Origin of the sequence: Micrococcus sp. UYEF5 (assembly GCF_040546065.1) — a bacterium.
GTDB classification, from domain to species: Bacteria; Actinomycetota; Actinomycetes; order Actinomycetales; family Micrococcaceae; genus Micrococcus; species Micrococcus luteus.
This window is the reverse complement of sequence record NZ_JBEPNB010000008.1, coordinates 67,620-86,439: the sequence shown is the minus strand read 5'-3', so window position 1 is coordinate 86,439 and position 18,820 is coordinate 67,620. Positions and strand designations below refer to the sequence as shown.

Below are 18,820 nucleotides of genomic sequence, written 5' to 3'. Positions count from 1 at the left end.
TGGGGGCGAAAGTGGGCGGTATCCCGCGCGGATACCGCCCACTTTCGCCCCCGGACGCGGGAGGACGCGGGAGGACGCGGCTGCCGCCCCGGCTCAGCGCAGCGGCAGCTCGGCGCGGACCACCCAGCAGCCGCCCAGCGGGCCGGCCGTGAGGGTGCCGCCGAACACGGCCACGCGCTCGCGCATGCCGGCCAGGCCGAAGCCGCTGGCCATCGCGACCACCACGCGGTCGCGGCGGGGCTCGCCCTCGTCCATGGGGCTGGCGATGCACAGCACGAGGCGGTCCGCGCCCTCGAGCTGCGAGGTCAGGCGCACCGTGCCGCGGCGCGGGGCGTGCTTGAGGATGTTCGTCACCGACTCCTGCACCACACGCAGCACGGTCAGCTCCAGGGAGCGCGGCAGCTCGTCCAGCTCGGTCAGCGAGCGCTCGACCGCGAACCCGGCCGCGTGCAGCTGGGCCTCGAACTCGTCGAGGCGGGCCGGCAGGTCCACGACGGCGTCCCCCTCCGCCGTCTGCGCGTTGCGGGAGGAGCCGCGCAGCGCGGTGAGCATGCGGCGCAGGTCCACGAGGGACTGCCGGGCGGCCTCCTCGATGGCCTTCTCCGCGGCGGCCCGTTTGTCCGGGTCCCTCTGGGTGGGCAGCATGGCGGCCTGCATCGAGATCACGGTGAGCCCGTGCGCGACGACGTCGTGCAGCTCCGCCGCGATCCGCTGCCGCTCGGCCTCCGCGGCGCAGGCGGCGGCCTCCTCGGCCCGGCGCAGGGCCGCCTCGCGGTCCCGGGCCCGATGCCGGGATCGGCGGATCATGAAGGCCGGCACCGCCACGCACAGCGCGACGATGAGCGTGATGACCATGACGCCCTTGAGGCTGTCCTCGTCCGCCCACGTGCCGTCGGTGAGGACCTCGCCCGCGACGGTGAGCAGGATGAGGGCGCCCAGGGCGAACCAGACGAACACCCGGTGCGAGTACCGCGTCACCATGGCCGCGCCCAGGACGACCCCGCCACTGAACGCCTGCGGGGTGAGGTGCGCGTGGTCCGCCTCCACGAGGCCCACCAGACCGAACGTGCACCCGAGCAGCACGAACACCGCCGCGAGGGTGGGCTGCCACCCGAACAGCAGCGTGACCAGCACGCTCGCCAGGAACAGGACCCAGCGCAGGAGCGGCTCCCGCCCCTCACCCGTCAGCCCGCCGTCCTCCTCGAGGATGCCCGCGAGTTCGGGGTCGGCGCTCAGCCCGGCGGCCACCGTGGGCCCCAGCATCAGGGTGAGGATCTCCCCCAGCACCATGAGCCCGACGATCACATAGAGGACGATCCGCGTGTGCCGGGAGACGGGTTCCGTGCGCAGGATCGCCGGCAGGCGGGAGCCCAGGGGAGACTCGGCAGGCGGGGGCGACGTCGCCGTCGTCGTCCGAGCCGGGGCGGGCGCCGCGATGCTCATCCGATGTCCACGAGGCCCGCGCGGGCGGCGCGGATGAGGATCTGCACGCGGTCACGGACCTGCCACTTGTCCAGGACCTTGCCGATGTGGGACTTCACCGTGGCCTCCGCGAGGAACAGGGCGCCGGCGATCTCCGCGTTGGAGGCGCCCTTGGCGAGCTCGCGGACCACGTCCAGCTCGCGCTCGGTGAGGCGCTCGTGCGGGGCGAGGGGCTCGGCCGGGCAGGGGGCGGTGTGCTCGGGGGCCGCGGTGACGGCCTCCACCAGGTCCGCGGCCACGCGGGCGGAGAACACGGCGTCCCCGGCATGGACGCGGCGGATGGCGTCCACCACCTCGGCCGGCGGGGCGTCCTTCACGAGGTAGCCGGCGGCGCCGGCGCGCAAGGCGGGCACGAGGTACTGCTCGGAGGAGAAGGTGGTGATCGCCAGGACGCGCACGCCGGGGGCCTCGGCGGAGATGCGCGCGGTGGCCTCGACGCCGTCCATGCGGGGCATCTGCATGTCCATCAGCACGACGTCGGGGGCCAGCGTGCGGGCCGCCTCGAGGGCCTGGACCCCGTCCTCGGCGGAGCCGACCACCTCGAGGTCCTCGGCCTGGGCCACGAAGTGCTCGAGGGCGGTGCGCATCAACGCCTGGTCGTCGGCCACGACTACTCGGATCATGGCGCCCAGCCTAGGAGGCGCACAGGCCGCCGCGCGTCCACCGAAGGTCGACGTCGGCCCCCGCCTCGGGGCGGACCGGGCCGGCTCCCGCGCCCGGCCGGCCACCGCAGTCCCGGCGCCTCCGTGGGCAGAACCCACAACCCCATCGCCTCCGTGGGCAGAAGAGAGGGCACTTCTGCCCACGGAACGCTCTGGCCTGCCGCTTCCGCCCACGGAACCGGGCCGCCCCACCCGGGCCCCGCTCCACCCCCCGCGCGTCACCGCGGCAGCAGGAACCAGCCCATCACGGCCATGCCGAGGATCCCGGCGAGCATGGCCGGCAGCAGCACCACGAACAGGTTCCGCCGCGTCACGGCCCAGCCGGGCATCTGCGGCGACTGCGCCCCCGCGGCCATGCCGTGGGCCACCTGGATGCGAGCGGGCCCGGCGACGATGCCCCAGCCCGCGGCCGCGTTGTGCAGGCCGTTGGACCAGGGCGGGGGGACGCCCAGGGCGGCGCCTGTGTCCATCTGCAGGGGGCCGATCAGGGCCATGGCCCCGGTGTTCGAGGCCGTGATGAAGCCTGCGAACGCACCGAGGAACGGCATCGCCACCAGGTAGGACTCCCCCATCCCGCTGAGCGCGCCCGCGAGCGCCTGCGAGACCCCGCCGGCGGAGAGGATGAGCCCGAACGCCACGTAGAGCGCGTTGGGGATGGCGGTGCCCACCCACAGCTTCCCGGCCTCGCGGGGGACGCGGCGGCGGGCGGCGGCGTCGAGGTGGAGCAGCTGCACGCCCACGCCCACCGCCACGAACGCCCACAGCGCCGGCGTCCCCACGAGGGCCGCCGCCCCCTCGAGTCCGAACGCGCCCTTCACGGTGGTGCCCAGCACGGTGCCGGCCATGAGCGTCAGGTACGGCACCACGTCCCGCCCCGGCCCGGGCAGCAGCCGGCCGCCGCGGATCACGAGCAGCCAGGCCACGGTGAGCACGAACGTGGCGACGGCGCCCGCCGGCGCGGTGCCGACCACGAGGTTCGCCCCCAGGATCAGCGCCCACTGGGCGACCCCGGAGAGCACGGCGACGCCGAGCCAGGGCAGTGTCCGGGCCGGGCCGACGTCGACTCGCATGCCGCGCGCCCCGCGCAGCAGCAGCACCGTGGCCACGCCCGCCACCAGGCAGGCCGGCAGGTTGAACACCGCGGCGGTGACCCCGATCTCCCGGAAGTCCAGGCCGAACAGGCGGGCGCCCATGAGCGTGCCCGGCGCCATGGACCCCCACGGGCCGATGGTGAGCGCGAGGACGGAGATCAGCGCGGACCGGAACGCCGTGTAGCCCAGACCCAGCAGCAGCGGCACACCCACGATCAGGGAGACGCCGAACCCGGTCACGGTCTCGAGGAACGGGATGACGCCGTGCACCATGAGCAGCGCGGTCGCGATCGTGGGGCCGTTGCCCGCCGACAGCCACGCGGCCAGGCGCGCGTGCCCGCCCGAGTACTCCATGACGCGGGACAGGGTGATACCGCCAGCGATGATCGCCAGGATCTCGAGCAGCGTGGGCACGCCGGCGCCGACCGCGCCGCCCAGGTCGCCCGGGGCCACGCCGAAGACCGTGAGGGCCAGCAGCACGGCCACGGCCGTCCCGGCGGCCGGGGCCACCCACGCGGGCAGCCGGGTGAGCAGCAGCACGAGGGTGAGCAGGATGGGTGAGAGCGCGAGCAGCACCTCCACGGCGCACCCCCTCTCCTCGTGTACTGCGCCCCACTGTAGGCGCGGGGTGGGGCCGACACCCCTCCCCTTACTCTGGGGGTCATGACGCAGCCATCCCACCCCGACGACGTCACCCGCGCCCGCCTGATCCCGCCCGTGCCCGTGGCGGTGGCCCCGATGGCCGGCGGCCCCTCGACCCCGGAGCTGGTCGCCGCCGTCGTCGGCGCAGGCGGCGGCGGGTTCCTCGCCGGCGGCATGCGGACGGCCGCGCAGATGCGCGCGCAGGTGGACGCGCTGCGCGCGCTGCTGGGCGCGGAGGGGCCGGACCGCTGGGGCGTGAACCTGTTCGTGCCGGACGCGGTGAACACGGCCATCCCGGACGCGGCGCGCACGGAGGCGGCACGGTCGGCGCGGGCGGCGGCCGTCGCCGCGTACCGGGCGGACCTGACGGCCGACGGCGCCGCCGACCTGCCCACGGCCGCGGACGTGGTCCCGGACCCCGACGCCGAACGGGCCGACTTCGACGCCCTGCTCACCGCCGCCGAGGAGCAGGCGTGGCCGCTGGTCTCCTTCACGTTCGGCCTGCCGGCCGCGGACGTGTTCGCCCGGCTGGCCGCCGCGGGCATCCCGGCCGGGGCCACCGTGACGGACGCGACCGAGGCGCGGGCCGCCCTCGAGCACGGGGCCGCGTTCCTCGTGGTGCAGGGCCACCGCGCCGGCGGGCACCGGGGCACGTCGGACCCGGCCGCGGAGCCGCCCCGCGCCGAGCTGCCGGCGGTGTTGCCGGCGGTGCGCGACGTCGTCGGGACGGGGGCCACGAGCGCCGTGCCCGTGGTGGCCGCCGGCGGCGTGGGCACCGCCGAGGACGTGCGCGCCCTGCTGACCGCCGGCGCGGACGCCGTCTCGGCCGGCACCGCGTTCCTCCTCACCCCGGAGGCGGGCACCTCGGCGGCGCACCGGGCCGCCGTCGCGGCGTGTGCGGCCGGGACACGCTTCTCCGCTGACGACGGCCGGGCCCGCACCGGCCTGACCCGCGCCTACACGGGGCGGTGGGCGCGGTCGCTGGCCACCGCGTTCATGGCGGAGCACCCGGACGCCCCCGCCGCGTACCCCGAGGTCAACGTCCTGACGAAGGGGCTGCGCGCCGCCGCCGCGGCCGCCGGCGACCTCGAACGCGTCCACCTGTGGGCCGGCACCGAGGCGCACCGGGTCCGGGAGGCGCCGGCCGTCGACGTCCTCGCCTCCCTCACGCCCTGAGGACCGCCCCGGATCATCCCGCGGGCTGACGCCGGCCCCTCCGCCTGCGGCCTAGGCTGGCCCGCGTGAACCCCCTGCGCCGCCTCGACCAGTGGACGCGCCTGCACCCCGTGCGCACCGACGTGATGGCCGCCGCGGCACTGTTCACCGTGCTCGTGGCGCTCCCGTGGATCGCGCTCGGGCCGATGGTCGCCCCGGACCCCCAGGGCAGGCAGACGGCCGTCTCCCTCCTGGCCGGGGCCGGCATGGTCCTGCCGTGGGCCGTGCGTCGGGTGCGCCCGGTGGCCTCGGCCGCCGTCGTGACGGCCGCGGCCGTCCTGCACCTGCTCGCCGGGCCCGAGTTCAGCATGTCCCTGCTGATGGTGCCGCTCACCGTCTACAACCTCGCCGCGAACGCGCCCCGGAGCATCTCCGTGGCCGGGCTCCTCACGGGGCTGGCCGGCGGCGTGGCCAACGGGGTGAAGGTGTGGCTGTTCCCGGCGCAGTTCGTCACGCCCGACGGCCTCACCGTCCGCTCCCCCGCGGAGCCGCTGGCCATGGTCATCATGGCGATCGGCTGCGGGCTCATGGTGCTCACCGCGTGGGCGTTCGGCGACGTCGTGCGCAACCGCCGCCTCACCGTGCGCGCCCTCGAGGACCGCGCCCACCGCCTCGAGGTGCAGTCCCGGCAGGAGCGCGAGCTCGCCGCCGCCGACGAGCGCAGCCACATCGCCCGGGAGATGCACGACATCGTCGCCCACTCCCTGCAGGTGGTCATCTCCCAGGCCGACGGCGCCCGGTACGCCGCCGCCGCCAAGCCCGCGCTCGCGGTCACCGCGCTCGAGACCATCGGCCAGACCGGCCGCTCCGCGCTCGCGGACATGCGCCAGCTGCTCGGCGTGCTCCGCGAGACCGGCGAGACCGTGGCCGGGGTGCCCGGCGTGACGGACGACGACGCTCGGCGGCCCGCCGCCGACGCCTCCCCCGACGGCCGCGGCACCCGCCTACCCCCGGGCCGCCGACCCCAGCCGCGGCTCGCGGACCTGCCCGCGCTCGTGGAGACGATGCGGCTGTCCGGACTCGAGGTGTCCCTGCTGGAGACCGGCACGCCCCGCCGTGCGCTGCCGGCGGGCGGCGAGCTGGCCGCGTACCGGATCGTGCAGGAGGCGCTGACCAACACGCTGCGCCACGGCGGGCCGGACGCGGACGCGTTCGTCACGCTCGCCTGGACGGCGCGCGGCCTGGACCTGCAGATCGACGACGACGGCTGCGGCGCCGCCGCCGACCCCGCCACCCGGGGAAGCGGCCAGGGTCTGCGGGGGGCCGCCGAGCGGGCGGCCCTGTTCGGCGGGACGCTCGAGTCGGGGCCGCGCGTGGGGGCCGGGTACCGCGTGTCCGCCCACCTGCCGTACTCGGCGGTGTGAGGGGTGGCCGCCCCCGCCCGACTTGAGAGGATGACCCCATGAGCTCCGAGGAGACCGCCCCCGTCCGCGTGGCCCTGGTGGACGACCAGGCGTTGATCCGGTCCGGGCTGGCCATGCTCGTGGACTCGCAGCCGGACCTGACGGTCGTGGCGGAGGCGGGCAGCGGGCGCGAGGCGGTGGCGTCGGTGTCCGTGGCGGGCGCCGACGTCGTGCTGATGGACGTGCGCATGCCGGAGATGGACGGCATCGAGGCCACCCGCGCGCTGCTGCGCCGGCCGGACGCCCCGCGCGTCGTGGTGCTGACCACCTTCGACCTGGACGAGTACGCCTTCGACGCGATCGAGGCGGGCGCCAGCGGCTTCCTGCTCAAGGACGCCCCGCCCGAGGAGCTGCTCGCCGCGATCCGCACGGTGCACCGGGGCGACGCCGTGATCGCCCCGTCCACGACGCGCCGGCTCCTGACGCACATGGCCCCGCGTCTGCGCTCGGACCAGGTCCGCAGCGCGGAGTGCGAGGAGCAGCAGGCGGCGGTGGCGTCGCTGACCCCGCGCGAGCGCGAGGTGCTGGTGCTCATGGCGCAGGGCGCCGCGAATCTGGAGATCGCCGCCGAGCTCGTGCTCTCCGAGGCGACGGTGAAGACGCACGTGGGCCGGGTGTTGGCCAAGCTCGGCGCCCGCGACCGCGTGCAGGCCGTGCTCATCGCCCACCGCGCGGGCCTCGTGCAGTTCTGACCCGCCGTTCCGGCACGCCCTGCAGCCCCCGCCCTAGCCCCTGCCCCACCCCTCGTCGAGGCCCGCAGACGCGCCGCTACGCCGTCGTCGTAGCGGCGTGTCTGCGGGCCTGGGCGGCGGGCCTCAACGGCCGGCCTCAACGGCCGGCCTCAGCGGTCGGCCGGGGCGGCGGGGCCCTTCCCTGAGCCACTCCCCAGGCACCTGCCAGCACAATCACAGGTCATACCTGGGTATGAGTCGGACGCCCCGAGGTTCATCCTCATGGCCCTGCCGGTGCGCCCACCCCCTCCGCGATGCTGGACGCAGGCCCCGCAGCGGGTCCGCCGCCGGGGTGCACGCGCCGATGGCCGCCCCGGCCCGACGCGCACTGGAGGAGAGGCACCATGACCGGCAGCATCCTGGACCACCCCACCCCGACGACGTCCCGCGCCTCCGACCCAGCCGCCGAGCAGGCGCAGCGGGACAGTGAATGCGTGGCCTTCTTCGTGGCGCTGGTGACGGCCGCCGTCGTGATGCTGGGCCTGAGCCTGTTCACGGGGGTCGAGGGGCTGCTCCGCCTGGCACTCACCGCGGGCGCCGGCCTGCTCGCCGGCGCCGTCGCGTGGGCCACCGCCCGCCCCGTCCTGGAGGACGACGCCCCGGGCGACTGACCCGGCTGCGCCCTCAGGGCCGCAGGCCGCGCAGGTACGTGTCCAGCAGCCAGCCCCGCTGGCCCGGGCCGTGGCCCAGCAGCTCGCACTCCGGCGACCGGGTGACCATGAGCAGGCCGAACAGGTAGTCCGCCCCGGTCACGTCCGGGCCCACGAGCCCGGCCCGCCGCGCCCCGGCCACCACCTGGTCCGCGAGCTCGAGGATCACACGCTCGGCCTCGGCGATGAGGGCCTCCGGCGGCCGGTCGGCTGGGTCGAAGTCGTCCCGGGCCGCCGCGAGCGAGGCCAGGTTCACGGCCCCCAGGTCCTCGGCGAGCCGCCGCCACCGCGCCTCGGCCCCGCCGTCGCGCTCGTCCCCGGCCGCCCCGTCGAGGAAGGCCTGCAGGATCCCTCCGGTGCGGGCCACGACGTCCTCGAGCACGGCGTCCAGCAGATCCCGACGCGTGGGGAAGTGCCCGTACAGCGTGCCCACGCCGACCCCGGCCTCCTGCGCCACCCCGCGGAGGGACATCGCGGCCCCCTGGGTGGCGATGAGACGGCCGGCGGCCGCCAGCAGGTCCTGGCGGTTGGCGCGGGCGTCGGCTCTCATGTCCCCATCATCCCACTCCGCCCGGCACCGCCCGGCGGCGGGGACCTGACGCCCTCGGGTCCACGCCTCGCCGGCCCGCCTCATCCCCGGGCATGACCCGCCGCCCGCGGAGGTGGTCCCCTCCTCCGATCCGCCCCGCCGGGTCCGCGCGGGAGAGTGGCCGCCATGGACACCTCTTCCCCCGCACACCCCTTCTCCCCCACGACCCCCGGCCCCGTCGCGCCGGGGCCGGGCACGCCGTCGTCGTCCGCCACCACGACGACGGCGCCCGCCGTCTGCGCCCGCGGCCTCACCCGCGCCTACGGGCGCGGTGACGCGCAGGTGCACGCCCTGCGCGGGGTGGACGTGGACTTCGCCTCGGGCGCGTTCACCGCGATCATGGGGCCCTCGGGGTCGGGCAAGTCGACGCTCCTGCACTGCCTGGCCGGGCTGGACGCGCGGACCTCGGGCTCCGTGAGGATCGGCGGCACGGAGATCACAGGACTGGACGACACCGCCCTGACCCGCCTGCGCCACCGCCCGCACGAGCTCTCGGGCGGTCAGCAGCAGCGCGTCGCCGTCGCCCGCGCCCTGCTCACCCGACCGGGCGTCGTGTTCGGGGACGAGCCCACCGGCAACCTGGACACCGCCACCTCCACCGAGGTGTGAGCAGGCGGGGCGCGGTGCGTGCGAGCCGCGCCCCACAGCTCGGCGCCGGTCCGCGGCCCCGGCGACGCGCCCGAGACCTCGTGACGGGGTCCCGGGCGCGCCCTACGCTGAGCCGCATGAGCGAGACCCTCCTCGCTGCCCCTGCCGCCCCCGCCGGCTCCCCCGCCTGGATCGACTACACCGCCCCCGACTTCGCCCGCCAGCAGGCCTTCTACGAGGCCCTCTTCGGCTGGTCCTTCACCGACTCCGGCGAGGAGTTCGGCCACTACCGCATGATCACCAAGGACGGCGCCTCCGTGGGCGGCGCCATGGACGCCGACCAGCTCTCGCAGATGACCGGCGAGGACGCCCCGCCCGCCGCGTGGACCGTGTACCTGCGCACACAGGACATGGACGCCACCCTCACCGCCGTGCGGGAGAACGGCGGCGCCGTGCTCGTGGACGCCATGCCCGTCGGCGACCTCGGTGTGATGGCCATGGCCGAGGGCCCGGGCCACGAGGTGGTGGGCTTCTGGCAGTCCGGCACCTTGGCCGGCCATGACCTGCCGCTCACCCCCGGCACCTCCGTGTGGTTCGAGCTCATGACGACCCGCTTCGACGAGTCCGCCGAGTTCTACCGCGCCGTGGCCGGCTGGCAGCCCACCCCGCTGGGGGACGACGGCGCCCCGGAGGACACGCAGACCGCGGCCGACGCCGAGGACGCGGCCCACGACGGCCCCCGCTACGCGACGAACCACCCGTTCGACCGCGCGACCGCGGGCCTGTGCGACGCGCGGGCCTGGCTGCCGCCGAACGCGGTGGGGTACTGGCGCATGTACATCGCCGTCGCGGACACGGACCGCGCGCTCGAGGTGATCCGCGAGCACGGCGGCACGGTCCTGGACGGCCCCCAGGACTCCCCGTTCGGCCGCGTCACCACCGTGCAGGACCCCGCCGGGGCCACGTTCCAAATCAACGAGCCGCCCGCGCAGGGCTGACCTGCGCCGCGGCCCTCACTCCTGCGCGGCGCGCCGGCCGTCGGAACGGCGGTAGGCCATCGCGAGCACGGCCCCGGAGAGGTTATGCCAGATCGAGAACACGGCGCCCGGCAGGGCTGCCGCCGGCGAGATGTACTGCGCGGCGAGGCCCGCGGCCAGGCCCGAGTTCTGCATGCCGACCTCGATCGAGACCGTGCGCGCCACGGGCGTGGGCAGCCGGAACAGCTTCGCCGCGCCGTAGCCGAGCAGGTAGCCGAGCCCGTTGTGCAGCACCACCGCTGCGAACACCAGCAGGCCCGCCGACAGCACGCGGGAGGCGCTGTTGCCGACGACGGCGGCCACCACCAGCGCGATGAACACCACCGAGACCCACGGCAGGGCGGGCAGCACGCGGTCGACGACGCGGCGCAGCAGCAGGCGCACGACGAGTCCGCCCAGGACCGGCAGGAGCACGATGTTCACGATGGACTTCGCCATGGCGCCGCCGTCGACGGCCATGTACTGGCCGGCCAGCCACAGGGTGAGCAACGGCGTGAGCAGCGGGGCCAGGAGCGTGGACACGGAGGTCATGGCCACGGAGAGGGCGGTGTCGGCGCGGGCGAGGTAGCTGACCACGTTCGAGGACGTGCCGCCCGGGGCCGAGCCCACGAGGATCACGCCCGCCGCGAGCTCGGGCGGCAGCTGGAGCACGACGGCGACGCCGAGCCCCAGCAGCGGCATGATCGCGTACTGCGCCACCACGCCCAGCAGCACGGGCAGCGGCCGGCGGGCGACGAGGCCGAAGTCCGGAAGGGTCAGCGTCAGGCCCATGCCGAACATGATGATCCCGAGGAACAGGTTGACCTGGGGCAGCAGCGTCTTCGCGGCGGTCGGGGCGAGGAAGCCCACGAGCGCGGCGGCGAGCACCAGCAGCGGGAAGACGGTGACGGCGATGCGTGCGGAGCGGTCTTCCGCGCGGCGGGCGTCGGTGGGGGCGGGATCCGGTGCGGTCATCCCGTCATGGTAGGAGCGCGACCGCGGTGCGTCGTCGCGTGACGCGGCGCCGTCGTCGGCCTTCCGGAATCTTCTGCGCCCCTGACCCTTCTGGACGTCCGCTCCCGCCCCAGAAGGGTCAGTTCCGCAGACGATCCTCCGCGCCACCGGCGTCGAGACCGCCACGCTCCGCGATCGCGGCCCGCACCAGCCCCGCCGTCTCGACGAATCCCCGCCACCGGTCCGTCCCCGCCACCCGGATGTTGAGCCAGCCCTGACGCAGGAACACCGCGTCCCGGCGGGTGTCCTTGCCGACCTGCGCGGCGCCGTCGTGGGTCTTGCCCTCGTAGTGGATCGCGATCCGCCACCACCGGTAGCCGAGGTCCGCGCTGGCGGGGTGCCACAGCGAGTAGTCCGGGTCCCAGAGCTCGATCTGCAGGTCCGGCTCGGGCAGCCCCGCGGCCATCAGCGCCAGGCGCAGTTCGGTCTCGGCCGGGGAGTCGGAACCGGTGCGCACGAGCGCGAGCGCCTCCCGCGCCCGCACGATCCCGGCCTCGCCGGTGTGCCGCTCGAGCGCGGCGCCGAGCTCCCGGCGGGTGGCCAGCGCGACCTTCCCCCGCCGTTCGTCCTCCCGTGCCAGCCGATCCCCCACCGCCACGAGCGCGTCTCGGTCCAGGACGGTGGCCAGGTGGAACCAGGTGTCGGCGTGCGAGGTCCATCGCAGCCCGTGCAGCCGGTCCCTCCGCACGAGGACGCGGTCCAGGTCCACGAGCCGGGTGCGCACGCCGGGCTCCCGTAGCACCCGGCGGGTGCGGGACCGCAGGACGGTAGGACGCACCCGGGCCTTCACGTCGTCCGGGAGGGGCCAGCCCAGCAACCGGGCCACGGACTCTCCGGTCACCACGACGTCGGGACGCATCGCCGCCAGGTCCTGCAGCCGGGACAGCTCGGTGGCGAGGGGACGCGCGGGCGGCGTCGCCCCGGTGACGGGGCCGATCCAGCGGTAGTGGCCGTGCGCGACGCGTTCGACGTCCCGGCTGCGCAGCCGCGACCCGGACACCCCGGCGGCCAGCGCCTGCGCCCGCGTGAACGGGGCGTCCTGGAGGTGGGCGGGGAAGGGTCCGGGCACGCGCATGGCCCCGATCCTGCTCGCTCCCGACGTCGGCGGGCCCGGTTGTCCACAGGCCCTGCGGAGGCGTCGGGCCGACGTCGTCGTGGACGTCCTGCCGCGCGCTGGGAATCCGTTGCACATCTGACCCTTCTGGGCCGCCGCGCAGCGCTCGGAAGGGTCGGATCCGCAGAAGATTCCGGGATCATCCGCTCAGCCCGTACTCCTTCAGCATCTTCCGGGCCTCCTGGGTGCCGGCCCTCTGCAGCTCGAGCAGCTGCGCGTAGATCCCGCCTGACTCGGCCAGCTCGGCCGGGGTCCCGATCTCCTGCACCTGCCCGCCGCGCAGCGTGACGATCCGGTCGACGGACGCGATCGTGCTCAGCCGGTGCGCCACGATCAGGCTCGACCGCCCCACCATCAGGTCCTCGAGGGCCGCCTGCACGAGCCGTTCGGACTTCGTGTCCAGTGCGGAGGTGGCCTCGTCCAGCACGAGGATCGGTGCGTCCTTGAGCACGGCCCGCGCCACCGCGATCCGCTGCTTCTGCCCGCCGGACAGCCGCAGCCCGCGCTCACCGATCACCTGCTCGTAGCCGTCGTCGAACGCCTCCACGAACCGGTGCGCGTACGCGGCCTTGGCGGCGGCCCGGACGCGCTCGTCGGAGGCGTCGGGGTCCGCGTAGGCGATGTTCTCGCGCACCGTCCCGGAGAACAGGCTCGGCTCCTGGAACACGGTGGCGATCCGCCCGCGCAGCGCGGCCAGGTCCAGCCCGGCGACGTCCTGTCCGAACACCTCGATGCGTCCGCTCGTCACCGGGTACAGACCCAGCAGCAGGTGCGCGATGGTCGACTTCCCGCCGCCCGACTCGCCCACGAGCGCCACCCTGGCACCCCGCGGGATGTCGAAGGACACGCGGTCCAGCACGGGGCGGGAGGCGTCGGCGTCGTAGGCGAAGGAGACCTCGTCGAAGCGCACGGCCGGCACGTCCGCGGGGACGTCCGGCGCACCCGGCACGACGTCGGCCCGCGGCTCCGCCGGCGCGCGGGGCTCCTCCGCGCTCGCCGCCGCGAGCGCCGCCCCGCCGGCCCGCTCGCGCTCCTCGGCGAGCACCTCGAAGTAGTCCTTCGACCCGGCGACGGCGCGCTGGGCGGAGTCCACGAGGAAGCTCATGGAGAAGATCGGCTGCCGGGCCATGTTCATCAGCTGCAGGAGGATCACCATGTCGCCCACGGAGAACAGGCCCTGCGCGGTGCGGACGAACACGATCAGGTACATCGCGCCGAAGGCCACGTTCAGGGCGAGCCGGCGCCCGGCGTCCATGCCGTGCCAGAACCGGGACTGCTGCCGGGTGATCTCCACGGTCCGCAGGAACCGGTCGCGGAACCCGGTGAGCTCGTGGTCCTGCCGGTTGTAGGCCCGCACCACGGACATCTGGGAGACCACCTCGGCGAACCGCCCCGAGGCGACGTCCACCTCCGTGTTCTTCTCCCCCTCCCACACCTGCCACTTCGCGGACGTCCGCGCGGTGAGCCACATGTACACGGGGAAGACGACGGCCAGCAGGATCGCCAGCGGCCACCAGTAGAACGCCGTGATCACGAGCACCGCGGCGGTGGTGGCGAGCATGGTGAACGCGTTGTTCGCGAAGAACTGCAGGAACTGGGTGATCTCGTTGATGGTGCGGTTCAACCGGTTGACGACCCGCCCGGTGATCGCGGTGTCGAAGTACCGCTGGGGCAGGTGCAGCAGCTGCTCGAAGTACCGCGTGGAGAGGATGGTGCGCATGCGCGCGGCCATCACGTCGCCCCAGTAGCCGCCCACGCTCACCACCAGGGTGGTCGCCACCTCGACGGCGAGGAACGCGACCGCCAGCCAGGTCACCGCGGTGACGGCCTCGGCCACGTCGGTCTCCCCCGCGACGGCGGCGACGATCCGGTCCGTGGCCGCACCGATCAGGAACGGGGTGGCCAGGGCCAGCACCGCGGCCAGCACGGAGCTGACGGCGATGCCGAGGTAGAGGCGGTGGAGCTGGGGCGCGAAGCGCAGGATGCGGAGCAGCGACGTCACCCGGCCAGGCTAGTGGCCGGTGCGGACGTCAGCGCGGGCCGGTCGGCCCGCCTGGAGGTCAGAACGGGGGCGCTGCCGCGACGGCGGCCAGCACGGGGTGCAGCAGCGGGGCCACGCCGTGCCCGCCCGGTGCGGCCGGGGCGGCGGGGTCCATCCAGTGCAGCTCGACGATCTCGTCCGTCGGCTCGGGGACCTCGTGCCGGGCGACGGGCCGCCACAGCGCGAACACCTCCGAGTGCAGGGCGGCGCCGGGCTCGTTGGCGGCGGCGGTGTCCCACGCGCCGAGGCGGGTCAGCTCGTCCGGGCGCAGGCGCAGCCCGGTCTCCTCGGCCACCTCGCGGACGGCGGTGTCCACGGGGGCCTCGCCGGGCAGGTGCTTGCCGCCGGGGAACATGAACATGGCGGTGCCGGCCTTGCGGACGGTCAGCACGCGGCGGTCCGGGCGGGCCAGCACGACGGCGGAGACGCGGATGACCTCCCCGGCTGCGACGGTCGGCGTGGGGGCGGAGTCGGAGGGGGAAGGACTCATGCCCCCATCATCCTCCCCGGGCGGCTCAGAGGAGCGTGAGCCCCACCTTCACGGCGATTCCCAGCATGAGCACGCCCACCACGGCGTCCACGATCCGCCACGTCCGCGCCGAGTCCATGGACGGGGCGAGCTTGGTGCCGCCCCAGCCGAGCGCGGCGAACCACACGAGCGAGGCCGCCACCGCGCCGCCCACGTACGCCCACTTCGCCGCCCCGAACGTCTGCGCGAAGGTGCCCATCATCACCACCGTGTCGAGGATGGCGTGCGGGTTCACCAGGGAGACGGACAGCGCCAGCAGGATGATCCGCGGCAGCGGCGTCTGCGGGCGGTCCAGCGCCACGCGGCGCGGCTGCACGCGCTGCCGCACCGCCACCGATCCGCCGCCCGAGGGGGCGCCGACGCCGGGCGCGCCGTCGTCGTGACGCCCGACGCCGGCCCCGGCCGGCTCGCGCTCGGCCAGGCGGCCGGTCGCCGGGTCGATCAGGGGCAGCTCGCCGGTGAGGACCGCGAGGTCCATGCGGTCGGGGCCGTGCCCGGTCCCCGCGCCGTCCGCGGCCGCGGTGCTGAGGGTCCGGTCCCCGCGCCAGGCGGAGCGCAGCGCGCCCACGGCGAACGCGAGGAGGTAGACCACGCCGGCCACGGTCAGCGCGGGCACGAGCCACGGCCAGCGTTCGGCCACCACGCCCACGCCGCCGGCGCCGAGCACGAGCAGCGCCACATCGGCCACGAAGCACACGGTCAGGACGGTCCACACGCGGTCGCGTCGGACGATCTGGCGCAGCAGGAACAGGGTCTGCGCGCCGATGGCGACGATGAGGGCGAGGTAGGTCAGGAATCCGGTGGCGAAGATGGTCACCGAGCGAGGATAGGAGCCGTCCCACGTCCGTGCCATCGCGATCTTCTTCAGGATCTGAAGACATCCTTCATGGCCACCCCTACCCTGGACCGCATGAACTCCGACCACCTGCGCGCACTCGTCGCGGCCGTCGACCACGGCACCTTCGACGCCGCCGCGGACTCCCTGCGGATCTCCGGCTCGGCCTTCTCGCAGCGGATCAAGGCCCTGGAGCGGCAGGTGGGCCAGGTGCTCCTGGCCCGCACCGTCCCCGTCCGGCCGACCGCGGCCGGAGAGCGCATGCTCCGCCTCGCCCGGCAGACCCTCGCACTCGAGGACGAGGCGCTCGCCGCACTCGGCCGGGGCGACGGCGGCCGCGTGCCGCTGCGCGTGGCCCTCAACGCGGACTCCCTCGACACGTGGTGGGAGCCCGTGCTGCGCGAGGCGGCGACGTGGGACGACGTCGTCCTGCAGATGCAGTCCGAGGACCAGGAGCACACCGCCGTCCTGCTGCGGGACGGTGCGGTGGTGGCCGCCGTGACGGACGACCCCACGCCCGTGGCCGGGTGCACCTCCACCCCGCTGGGCACGATGCGCTATCACGCGGTGTGCGCGTCCTTCCTGCTGGAGCTGCACCGCGACGCGCGGGGCCGGGTGGACTTCGGCACGCTGCCGATCGTGGACTACGGCCCCCGCGACGGCCTGCAGCACACGGTGCTGCGCCGCGTCACCCGGGGCCGCCCCGCGATCGTCCCGCCGACCCACCTGGTGCCGTCCGTGCACGCGTATCTGCGGGCGGTGGAGCTCGGGCTGGGCTGGGGCATGCTCCCCTCGGTGCAGATCCCGCCGGGCGTGCTCGAGGGCCGGCACCCCGACCTCGAGCCGATCCCGGCCCTCGGCGCGGCCGACGTGCACCTGCACTGGCAGCGCTGGACGGCCGGGACCGCGGCCCTGGACCGCCTCACGGACGCGGTGCTGCGCGCCGCGCCCTCGGCGGGGGACACCGCGGACTGACGGGCGCATTCGAGACCCGCCCCGGACGCGCCGCGACCCCCGCCGGAGGGGCGGGGGTCGCGGTCACGGGCCGCTCGGGGCGGCCGGGGTCGGGTCAGCGGGCGTCGCCGGTGCCCGGGCGGCGGGTGTCCGCGCCCTCGGCGCGCACGTCGCCGGCGCGGTCGTCCACGCGGTGCACGTCATGGTCGCGGTGCGCGCCGCCCACGTGGTGGTCGCGGCGCACGGGCTCGGCGTGCACCTCACGCTTGCGGCGGCCGGCCAGGCCCGCCAGGCCCAGCAGGCCGGCCAGGCCCCACAGGCCCCAGTTGCCGTTGTCGTCCTTCTCCTCCTCCTGGGGGGCGGGCGACTCGGAGGCCGGTGCCGTCGTGGCGGCCTCGGTGGCCGGGGCCGTGGTCTGCGCGACGGCGGCGGGGGCACCGAGGCCGGTGACGACGGCGGCGGCGAGGGTCAGGGCAGTGGCGGTTCGGCGGATGTCAGTCATGTTCGTGCTCCTCTCACCGGCGGCCTTCGCCGACCGGCGTCGGGGTGGATCGGCCGGAAGTCCCGGACGACCCTTTCGGTCATACACAGGCACCGTACGTACAGGGGGGTGGGGGTCCGTCAACGGTTGCCGACCCGGGGTCAGGGCCGGCCGCCCCGGGCGGAGCCGCAGCAGGAGCCCGCAGCCCCCGGCCCGGCGCGCCCCGGGGTGCAGGGCACGACGACGTCGAAGCGCGTCCACCCGTCCTCGGACGCCACGGTCACGTCCCCGCCGTGGCTGCGCGCGATCGAGCGCACGATGGCCAGACCCAGACCCGTGGACGGCTCCGTGCCCGGGGGGTCCGTCCGGCCCTTCCCGGGGCCGCGGACGAAGCGGTGGAAGAGGGTGGCGTGTCGGTCGGCCGGGATGCCGCCGCCGTCGTCGTGGACGCTGACGAGCATGAGGCCGGGCCGGGGCCGGTCCTCCCGCACGGAGGCCGTGACGGTGGTCCCGACGGGGGTGTGCTTGGCCGCGTTGGAGAGCAGGTTGCCGACCACGCGGGCCAGCTGCGACCGGTCGCCGGTGACGGACCGCTGGGTGCCCGGCTCCGCCCCCTCGGGCAGGTCCACCACCCACGTGTGGTCCGGCCACGCAGCGCGGGCGTCCATCACGCCCTCGAGGACCACCTCGGACAGGTCCACCTGTTCGGCCAGCGCCACCTCCTCGGAGGGCTCCAGACCCATGGCCCGGCCGCGCGAGACGGACTCGAGCCGTTCGAGCAGGAGCATGTCGTCCACGAGGGCCGCCATCCGGTCGGCCTGGAACAGCACCCGGCCGAGCGACCGCCGGCCGGTCGCGGAGAGCTCCTCCGTCATCGCGATCATCTCGGCGTAGCCGCGCACCGAGGCGAGCGGCGTGCGCAGCTCGTGGGAGGCGTCCGCCATGAACCGGCGCATCTGCTGCTCCTGCACGCGTCGCTGCTCCAGGGCCGCCTCGACCGAGCCGGTGAACCGTTCGAGCGCCTGGGCGACGACGGCCACCTCGTCCGGCCCTTGCAGGAGCCGAGGCGGCATGCGTGAGTCCTCCGGATCGAGCCCGGCGCGGGCCATGTCCACCTGGGCGACCCGCTCGGCGACGGCGGCGACCTCGCGCAGCGGGGCCAGTCCCCGACGCAGCCACAGGGTCACCAGGATCGCGGTGGTGAGGACGGTGACGGACAGTCCGACGGCGACCGCGACCAGCGCCTGGCGCGCGACGTCGGACATGGCGCCGGTCGGCGCCCCCACCACGAGTCCCTGGTCCGCGGCCACCCAGGGGCCCGGCGCGGTCAGGGTCTGGGCCTGGACGCGATAGGAGACGTCACCGACGACGGCGTCCAGCATCGGCCCACCCGGCCGGTCCCGGACGGCGCGCAGAAGGTCGTGGGCCTCCCGCGCCGTGAGCGGCACGGACTGCCCGGCGTCACCGACCCGGTGCCCGGTGAGGGCGTCCTGCCGATGCTCCTCCAGACCGGAGAGCGGGACGAGCGCGACCACCGTGCCCTCGGGCTGGCCGAGGGTGCCTGGCGCGCGCAGGTACCCCTCCCCGGGGCCGACGTCGTCCCCTCCGCCCGGCGAGGGGACCGTCAGCTGCTCCGAGGCGCGGATCCATGCTTCGGAGGCGTCCCGGGAGGCGGATTCGGTCAGCAGGGCCTTCGTGATGCCGGCCGCGAAGAACGAGTAGGCCGTGATGGTGGCCACCAGGATCAGAAGGACGCCGGCGCCGACGCGGCGGGCCAGCGACG

The 18,820-nt window shown here is 75.4% G+C and carries 17 protein-coding genes and 1 pseudogene; 7 read left to right on the top strand and 11 right to left on the bottom strand.

Translation table 11 applies throughout. From position 1 onward, the window contains the following. Window positions 1–93: 93 nt before the first annotated feature. From ABIB16_RS08925 to ABIB16_RS08915, 3 genes are all read right to left on the bottom strand, one after another. The gene (locus ABIB16_RS08925) at window positions 94–1,443 is read right to left on the bottom strand and encodes a sensor histidine kinase (RefSeq protein ID WP_051995287.1); all 1,350 of its coding nucleotides are present in this window, start codon (window positions 1,441–1,443) and stop codon (window positions 94–96) included. Next, entirely contained in the window at window positions 1,440–2,105 is a 666-nt protein-coding gene (locus tag ABIB16_RS08920) for a response regulator transcription factor (protein WP_036316202.1), read from the bottom strand. The genes ABIB16_RS08925 and ABIB16_RS08920 overlap by 4 nt, the downstream gene beginning before the upstream one ends. Window positions 2,106–2,362: 257 nt before the next feature. Continuing rightward, complete coding sequence (locus ABIB16_RS08915) at window positions 2,363–3,817, bottom strand: L-lactate permease (protein ID WP_036316204.1); 1,455 nt, start codon at window positions 3,815–3,817, stop codon at window positions 2,363–2,365. An 81-nt stretch (window positions 3,818–3,898) separates the two neighbouring features. On the opposite strand from ABIB16_RS08915, the gene ABIB16_RS08910 reads away from it, so the two are divergent. From ABIB16_RS08910 to ABIB16_RS08895, 4 genes are all read left to right on the top strand, one after another. Next, window positions 3,899–5,053 (top strand): nitronate monooxygenase, encoded by a 1,155-nt coding sequence (locus ABIB16_RS08910; protein ID WP_036316206.1) that lies wholly within the window; start codon window positions 3,899–3,901, stop codon window positions 5,051–5,053. A gap of 65 nt (window positions 5,054–5,118) precedes the next feature. Continuing rightward, on the top strand, window positions 5,119–6,456 hold the full coding sequence (locus ABIB16_RS08905) for a sensor histidine kinase (protein WP_061866766.1): 1,338 nt from the start codon (window positions 5,119–5,121) through the stop codon (window positions 6,454–6,456). 38 nt (window positions 6,457–6,494) lie between these two features. Further along, window positions 6,495–7,187, top strand: a complete 693-nt coding sequence (locus tag ABIB16_RS08900) for a response regulator (protein WP_012751126.1) — start codon at window positions 6,495–6,497, stop codon at window positions 7,185–7,187. Window positions 7,188–7,570: 383 nt separating this feature from the next. Next, a complete protein-coding gene (locus ABIB16_RS08895; protein WP_020625619.1) occupies window positions 7,571–7,837 on the top strand; it encodes a hypothetical protein in 267 nt (88 codons plus the stop codon). Between the two features lie 13 nt (window positions 7,838–7,850). Here the strand turns inward: ABIB16_RS08895 and ABIB16_RS08890 are convergent, their stop codons facing one another. Beyond that, a complete protein-coding gene (locus ABIB16_RS08890; protein WP_061866764.1) occupies window positions 7,851–8,426 on the bottom strand; it encodes a TetR/AcrR family transcriptional regulator in 576 nt (191 codons plus the stop codon). 165 nt (window positions 8,427–8,591) lie between these two features. Between ABIB16_RS08890 and ABIB16_RS08885 the strand changes: the two are divergent. Then, a pseudogene (locus tag ABIB16_RS08885) lies at window positions 8,592–9,071 on the top strand (ABC transporter ATP-binding protein); the annotation flags it as partial. 119 nt (window positions 9,072–9,190) lie between these two features. Next, window positions 9,191–10,051, top strand: a complete 861-nt coding sequence (locus ABIB16_RS08880) for a VOC family protein (protein ID WP_036382371.1) — start codon at window positions 9,191–9,193, stop codon at window positions 10,049–10,051. A gap of 15 nt (window positions 10,052–10,066) precedes the next feature. Here the strand turns inward: ABIB16_RS08880 and ABIB16_RS08875 are convergent, their stop codons facing one another. From ABIB16_RS08875 to ABIB16_RS08855, 5 genes are all read right to left on the bottom strand, one after another. Then, a complete protein-coding gene (locus tag ABIB16_RS08875; RefSeq protein WP_036382369.1) occupies window positions 10,067–11,044 on the bottom strand; it encodes a bile acid:sodium symporter family protein in 978 nt (325 codons plus the stop codon). Window positions 11,045–11,162: 118 nt separating this feature from the next. Further along, complete coding sequence (locus ABIB16_RS08870; protein ID WP_123244128.1) at window positions 11,163–12,158, bottom strand: hypothetical protein; 996 nt, start codon at window positions 12,156–12,158, stop codon at window positions 11,163–11,165. Window positions 12,159–12,336: 178 nt separating this feature from the next. After that, on the bottom strand, window positions 12,337–14,199 hold the full coding sequence (locus ABIB16_RS08865; RefSeq protein WP_354436211.1) for an ABC transporter ATP-binding protein: 1,863 nt from the start codon (window positions 14,197–14,199) through the stop codon (window positions 12,337–12,339). A gap of 58 nt (window positions 14,200–14,257) precedes the next feature. Further along, window positions 14,258–14,728, bottom strand: a complete 471-nt coding sequence (locus ABIB16_RS08860; RefSeq protein WP_036336764.1) for an NUDIX hydrolase — start codon at window positions 14,726–14,728, stop codon at window positions 14,258–14,260. 25 nt (window positions 14,729–14,753) lie between these two features. Continuing rightward, window positions 14,754–15,584 carry a LysE/ArgO family amino acid transporter gene (locus ABIB16_RS08855; protein WP_225348783.1) on the bottom strand — a complete coding sequence of 277 codons (831 nt, stop codon included), beginning with the start codon at window positions 15,582–15,584 and terminating at the stop codon, window positions 14,754–14,756. A 69-nt stretch (window positions 15,585–15,653) separates the two neighbouring features. Between ABIB16_RS08855 and ABIB16_RS08850 the strand changes: the two genes are divergently transcribed. Beyond that, window positions 15,654–16,577: an ArgP/LysG family DNA-binding transcriptional regulator gene (locus ABIB16_RS08850; protein WP_119217687.1), complete on the top strand. Its 924-nt coding sequence runs from the start codon at window positions 15,654–15,656 to the stop codon at window positions 16,575–16,577. 94 nt (window positions 16,578–16,671) lie between these two features. Here the strand turns inward: ABIB16_RS08850 and ABIB16_RS08845 are convergent, their stop codons facing one another. Together ABIB16_RS08845 and ABIB16_RS08840 are read right to left on the bottom strand one after the other, a co-directional pair. Then, window positions 16,672–17,058, bottom strand: coding sequence for a WGxxGxxG family protein (locus ABIB16_RS08845; protein ID WP_036314487.1), 387 nt, complete (start codon window positions 17,056–17,058; stop codon window positions 16,672–16,674). A gap of 140 nt (window positions 17,059–17,198) precedes the next feature. Continuing rightward, window positions 17,199–18,776, bottom strand: a complete 1,578-nt coding sequence (locus ABIB16_RS08840; protein WP_230278033.1) for a HAMP domain-containing sensor histidine kinase — start codon at window positions 18,774–18,776, stop codon at window positions 17,199–17,201. Window positions 18,777–18,820: the final 44 nt, after the last annotated feature.

Bases quoted from the DNA above. Each gene is read 5' to 3' on its own strand.
- ABIB16_RS08925 (WP_051995287.1), bottom strand. From the start codon at position 1,443: ATGAGCATCGCGGCGCCCGCCCCGGCTCGGACGACGACGGCGACGTCG.
- ABIB16_RS08920 (WP_036316202.1), bottom strand. From the start codon at position 2,105: ATGATCCGAGTAGTCGTGGCCGACGACCAGGCGTTGATGCGCACCGCC.
- ABIB16_RS08910 (WP_036316206.1), top strand. From the start codon at position 3,899: ATGACGCAGCCATCCCACCCCGACGACGTCACCCGCGCCCGCCTGATC.
- ABIB16_RS08900 (WP_012751126.1), top strand. From the start codon at position 6,495: ATGAGCTCCGAGGAGACCGCCCCCGTCCGCGTGGCCCTGGTGGACGAC.
- ABIB16_RS08895 (WP_020625619.1), top strand. From the start codon at position 7,571: ATGACCGGCAGCATCCTGGACCACCCCACCCCGACGACGTCCCGCGCC.
- ABIB16_RS08890 (WP_061866764.1), bottom strand. From the start codon at position 8,426: ATGAGAGCCGACGCCCGCGCCAACCGCCAGGACCTGCTGGCGGCCGCC.
- ABIB16_RS08880 (WP_036382371.1), top strand. From the start codon at position 9,191: ATGAGCGAGACCCTCCTCGCTGCCCCTGCCGCCCCCGCCGGCTCCCCC.
- ABIB16_RS08875 (WP_036382369.1), bottom strand. From the start codon at position 11,044: ATGACCGCACCGGATCCCGCCCCCACCGACGCCCGCCGCGCGGAAGAC.
- ABIB16_RS08870 (WP_123244128.1), bottom strand. From the start codon at position 12,158: ATGCGCGTGCCCGGACCCTTCCCCGCCCACCTCCAGGACGCCCCGTTC.
- ABIB16_RS08860 (WP_036336764.1), bottom strand. From the start codon at position 14,728: ATGAGTCCTTCCCCCTCCGACTCCGCCCCCACGCCGACCGTCGCAGCC.
- ABIB16_RS08850 (WP_119217687.1), top strand. From the start codon at position 15,654: ATGGCCACCCCTACCCTGGACCGCATGAACTCCGACCACCTGCGCGCA.
- ABIB16_RS08845 (WP_036314487.1), bottom strand. From the start codon at position 17,058: ATGACTGACATCCGCCGAACCGCCACTGCCCTGACCCTCGCCGCCGCC.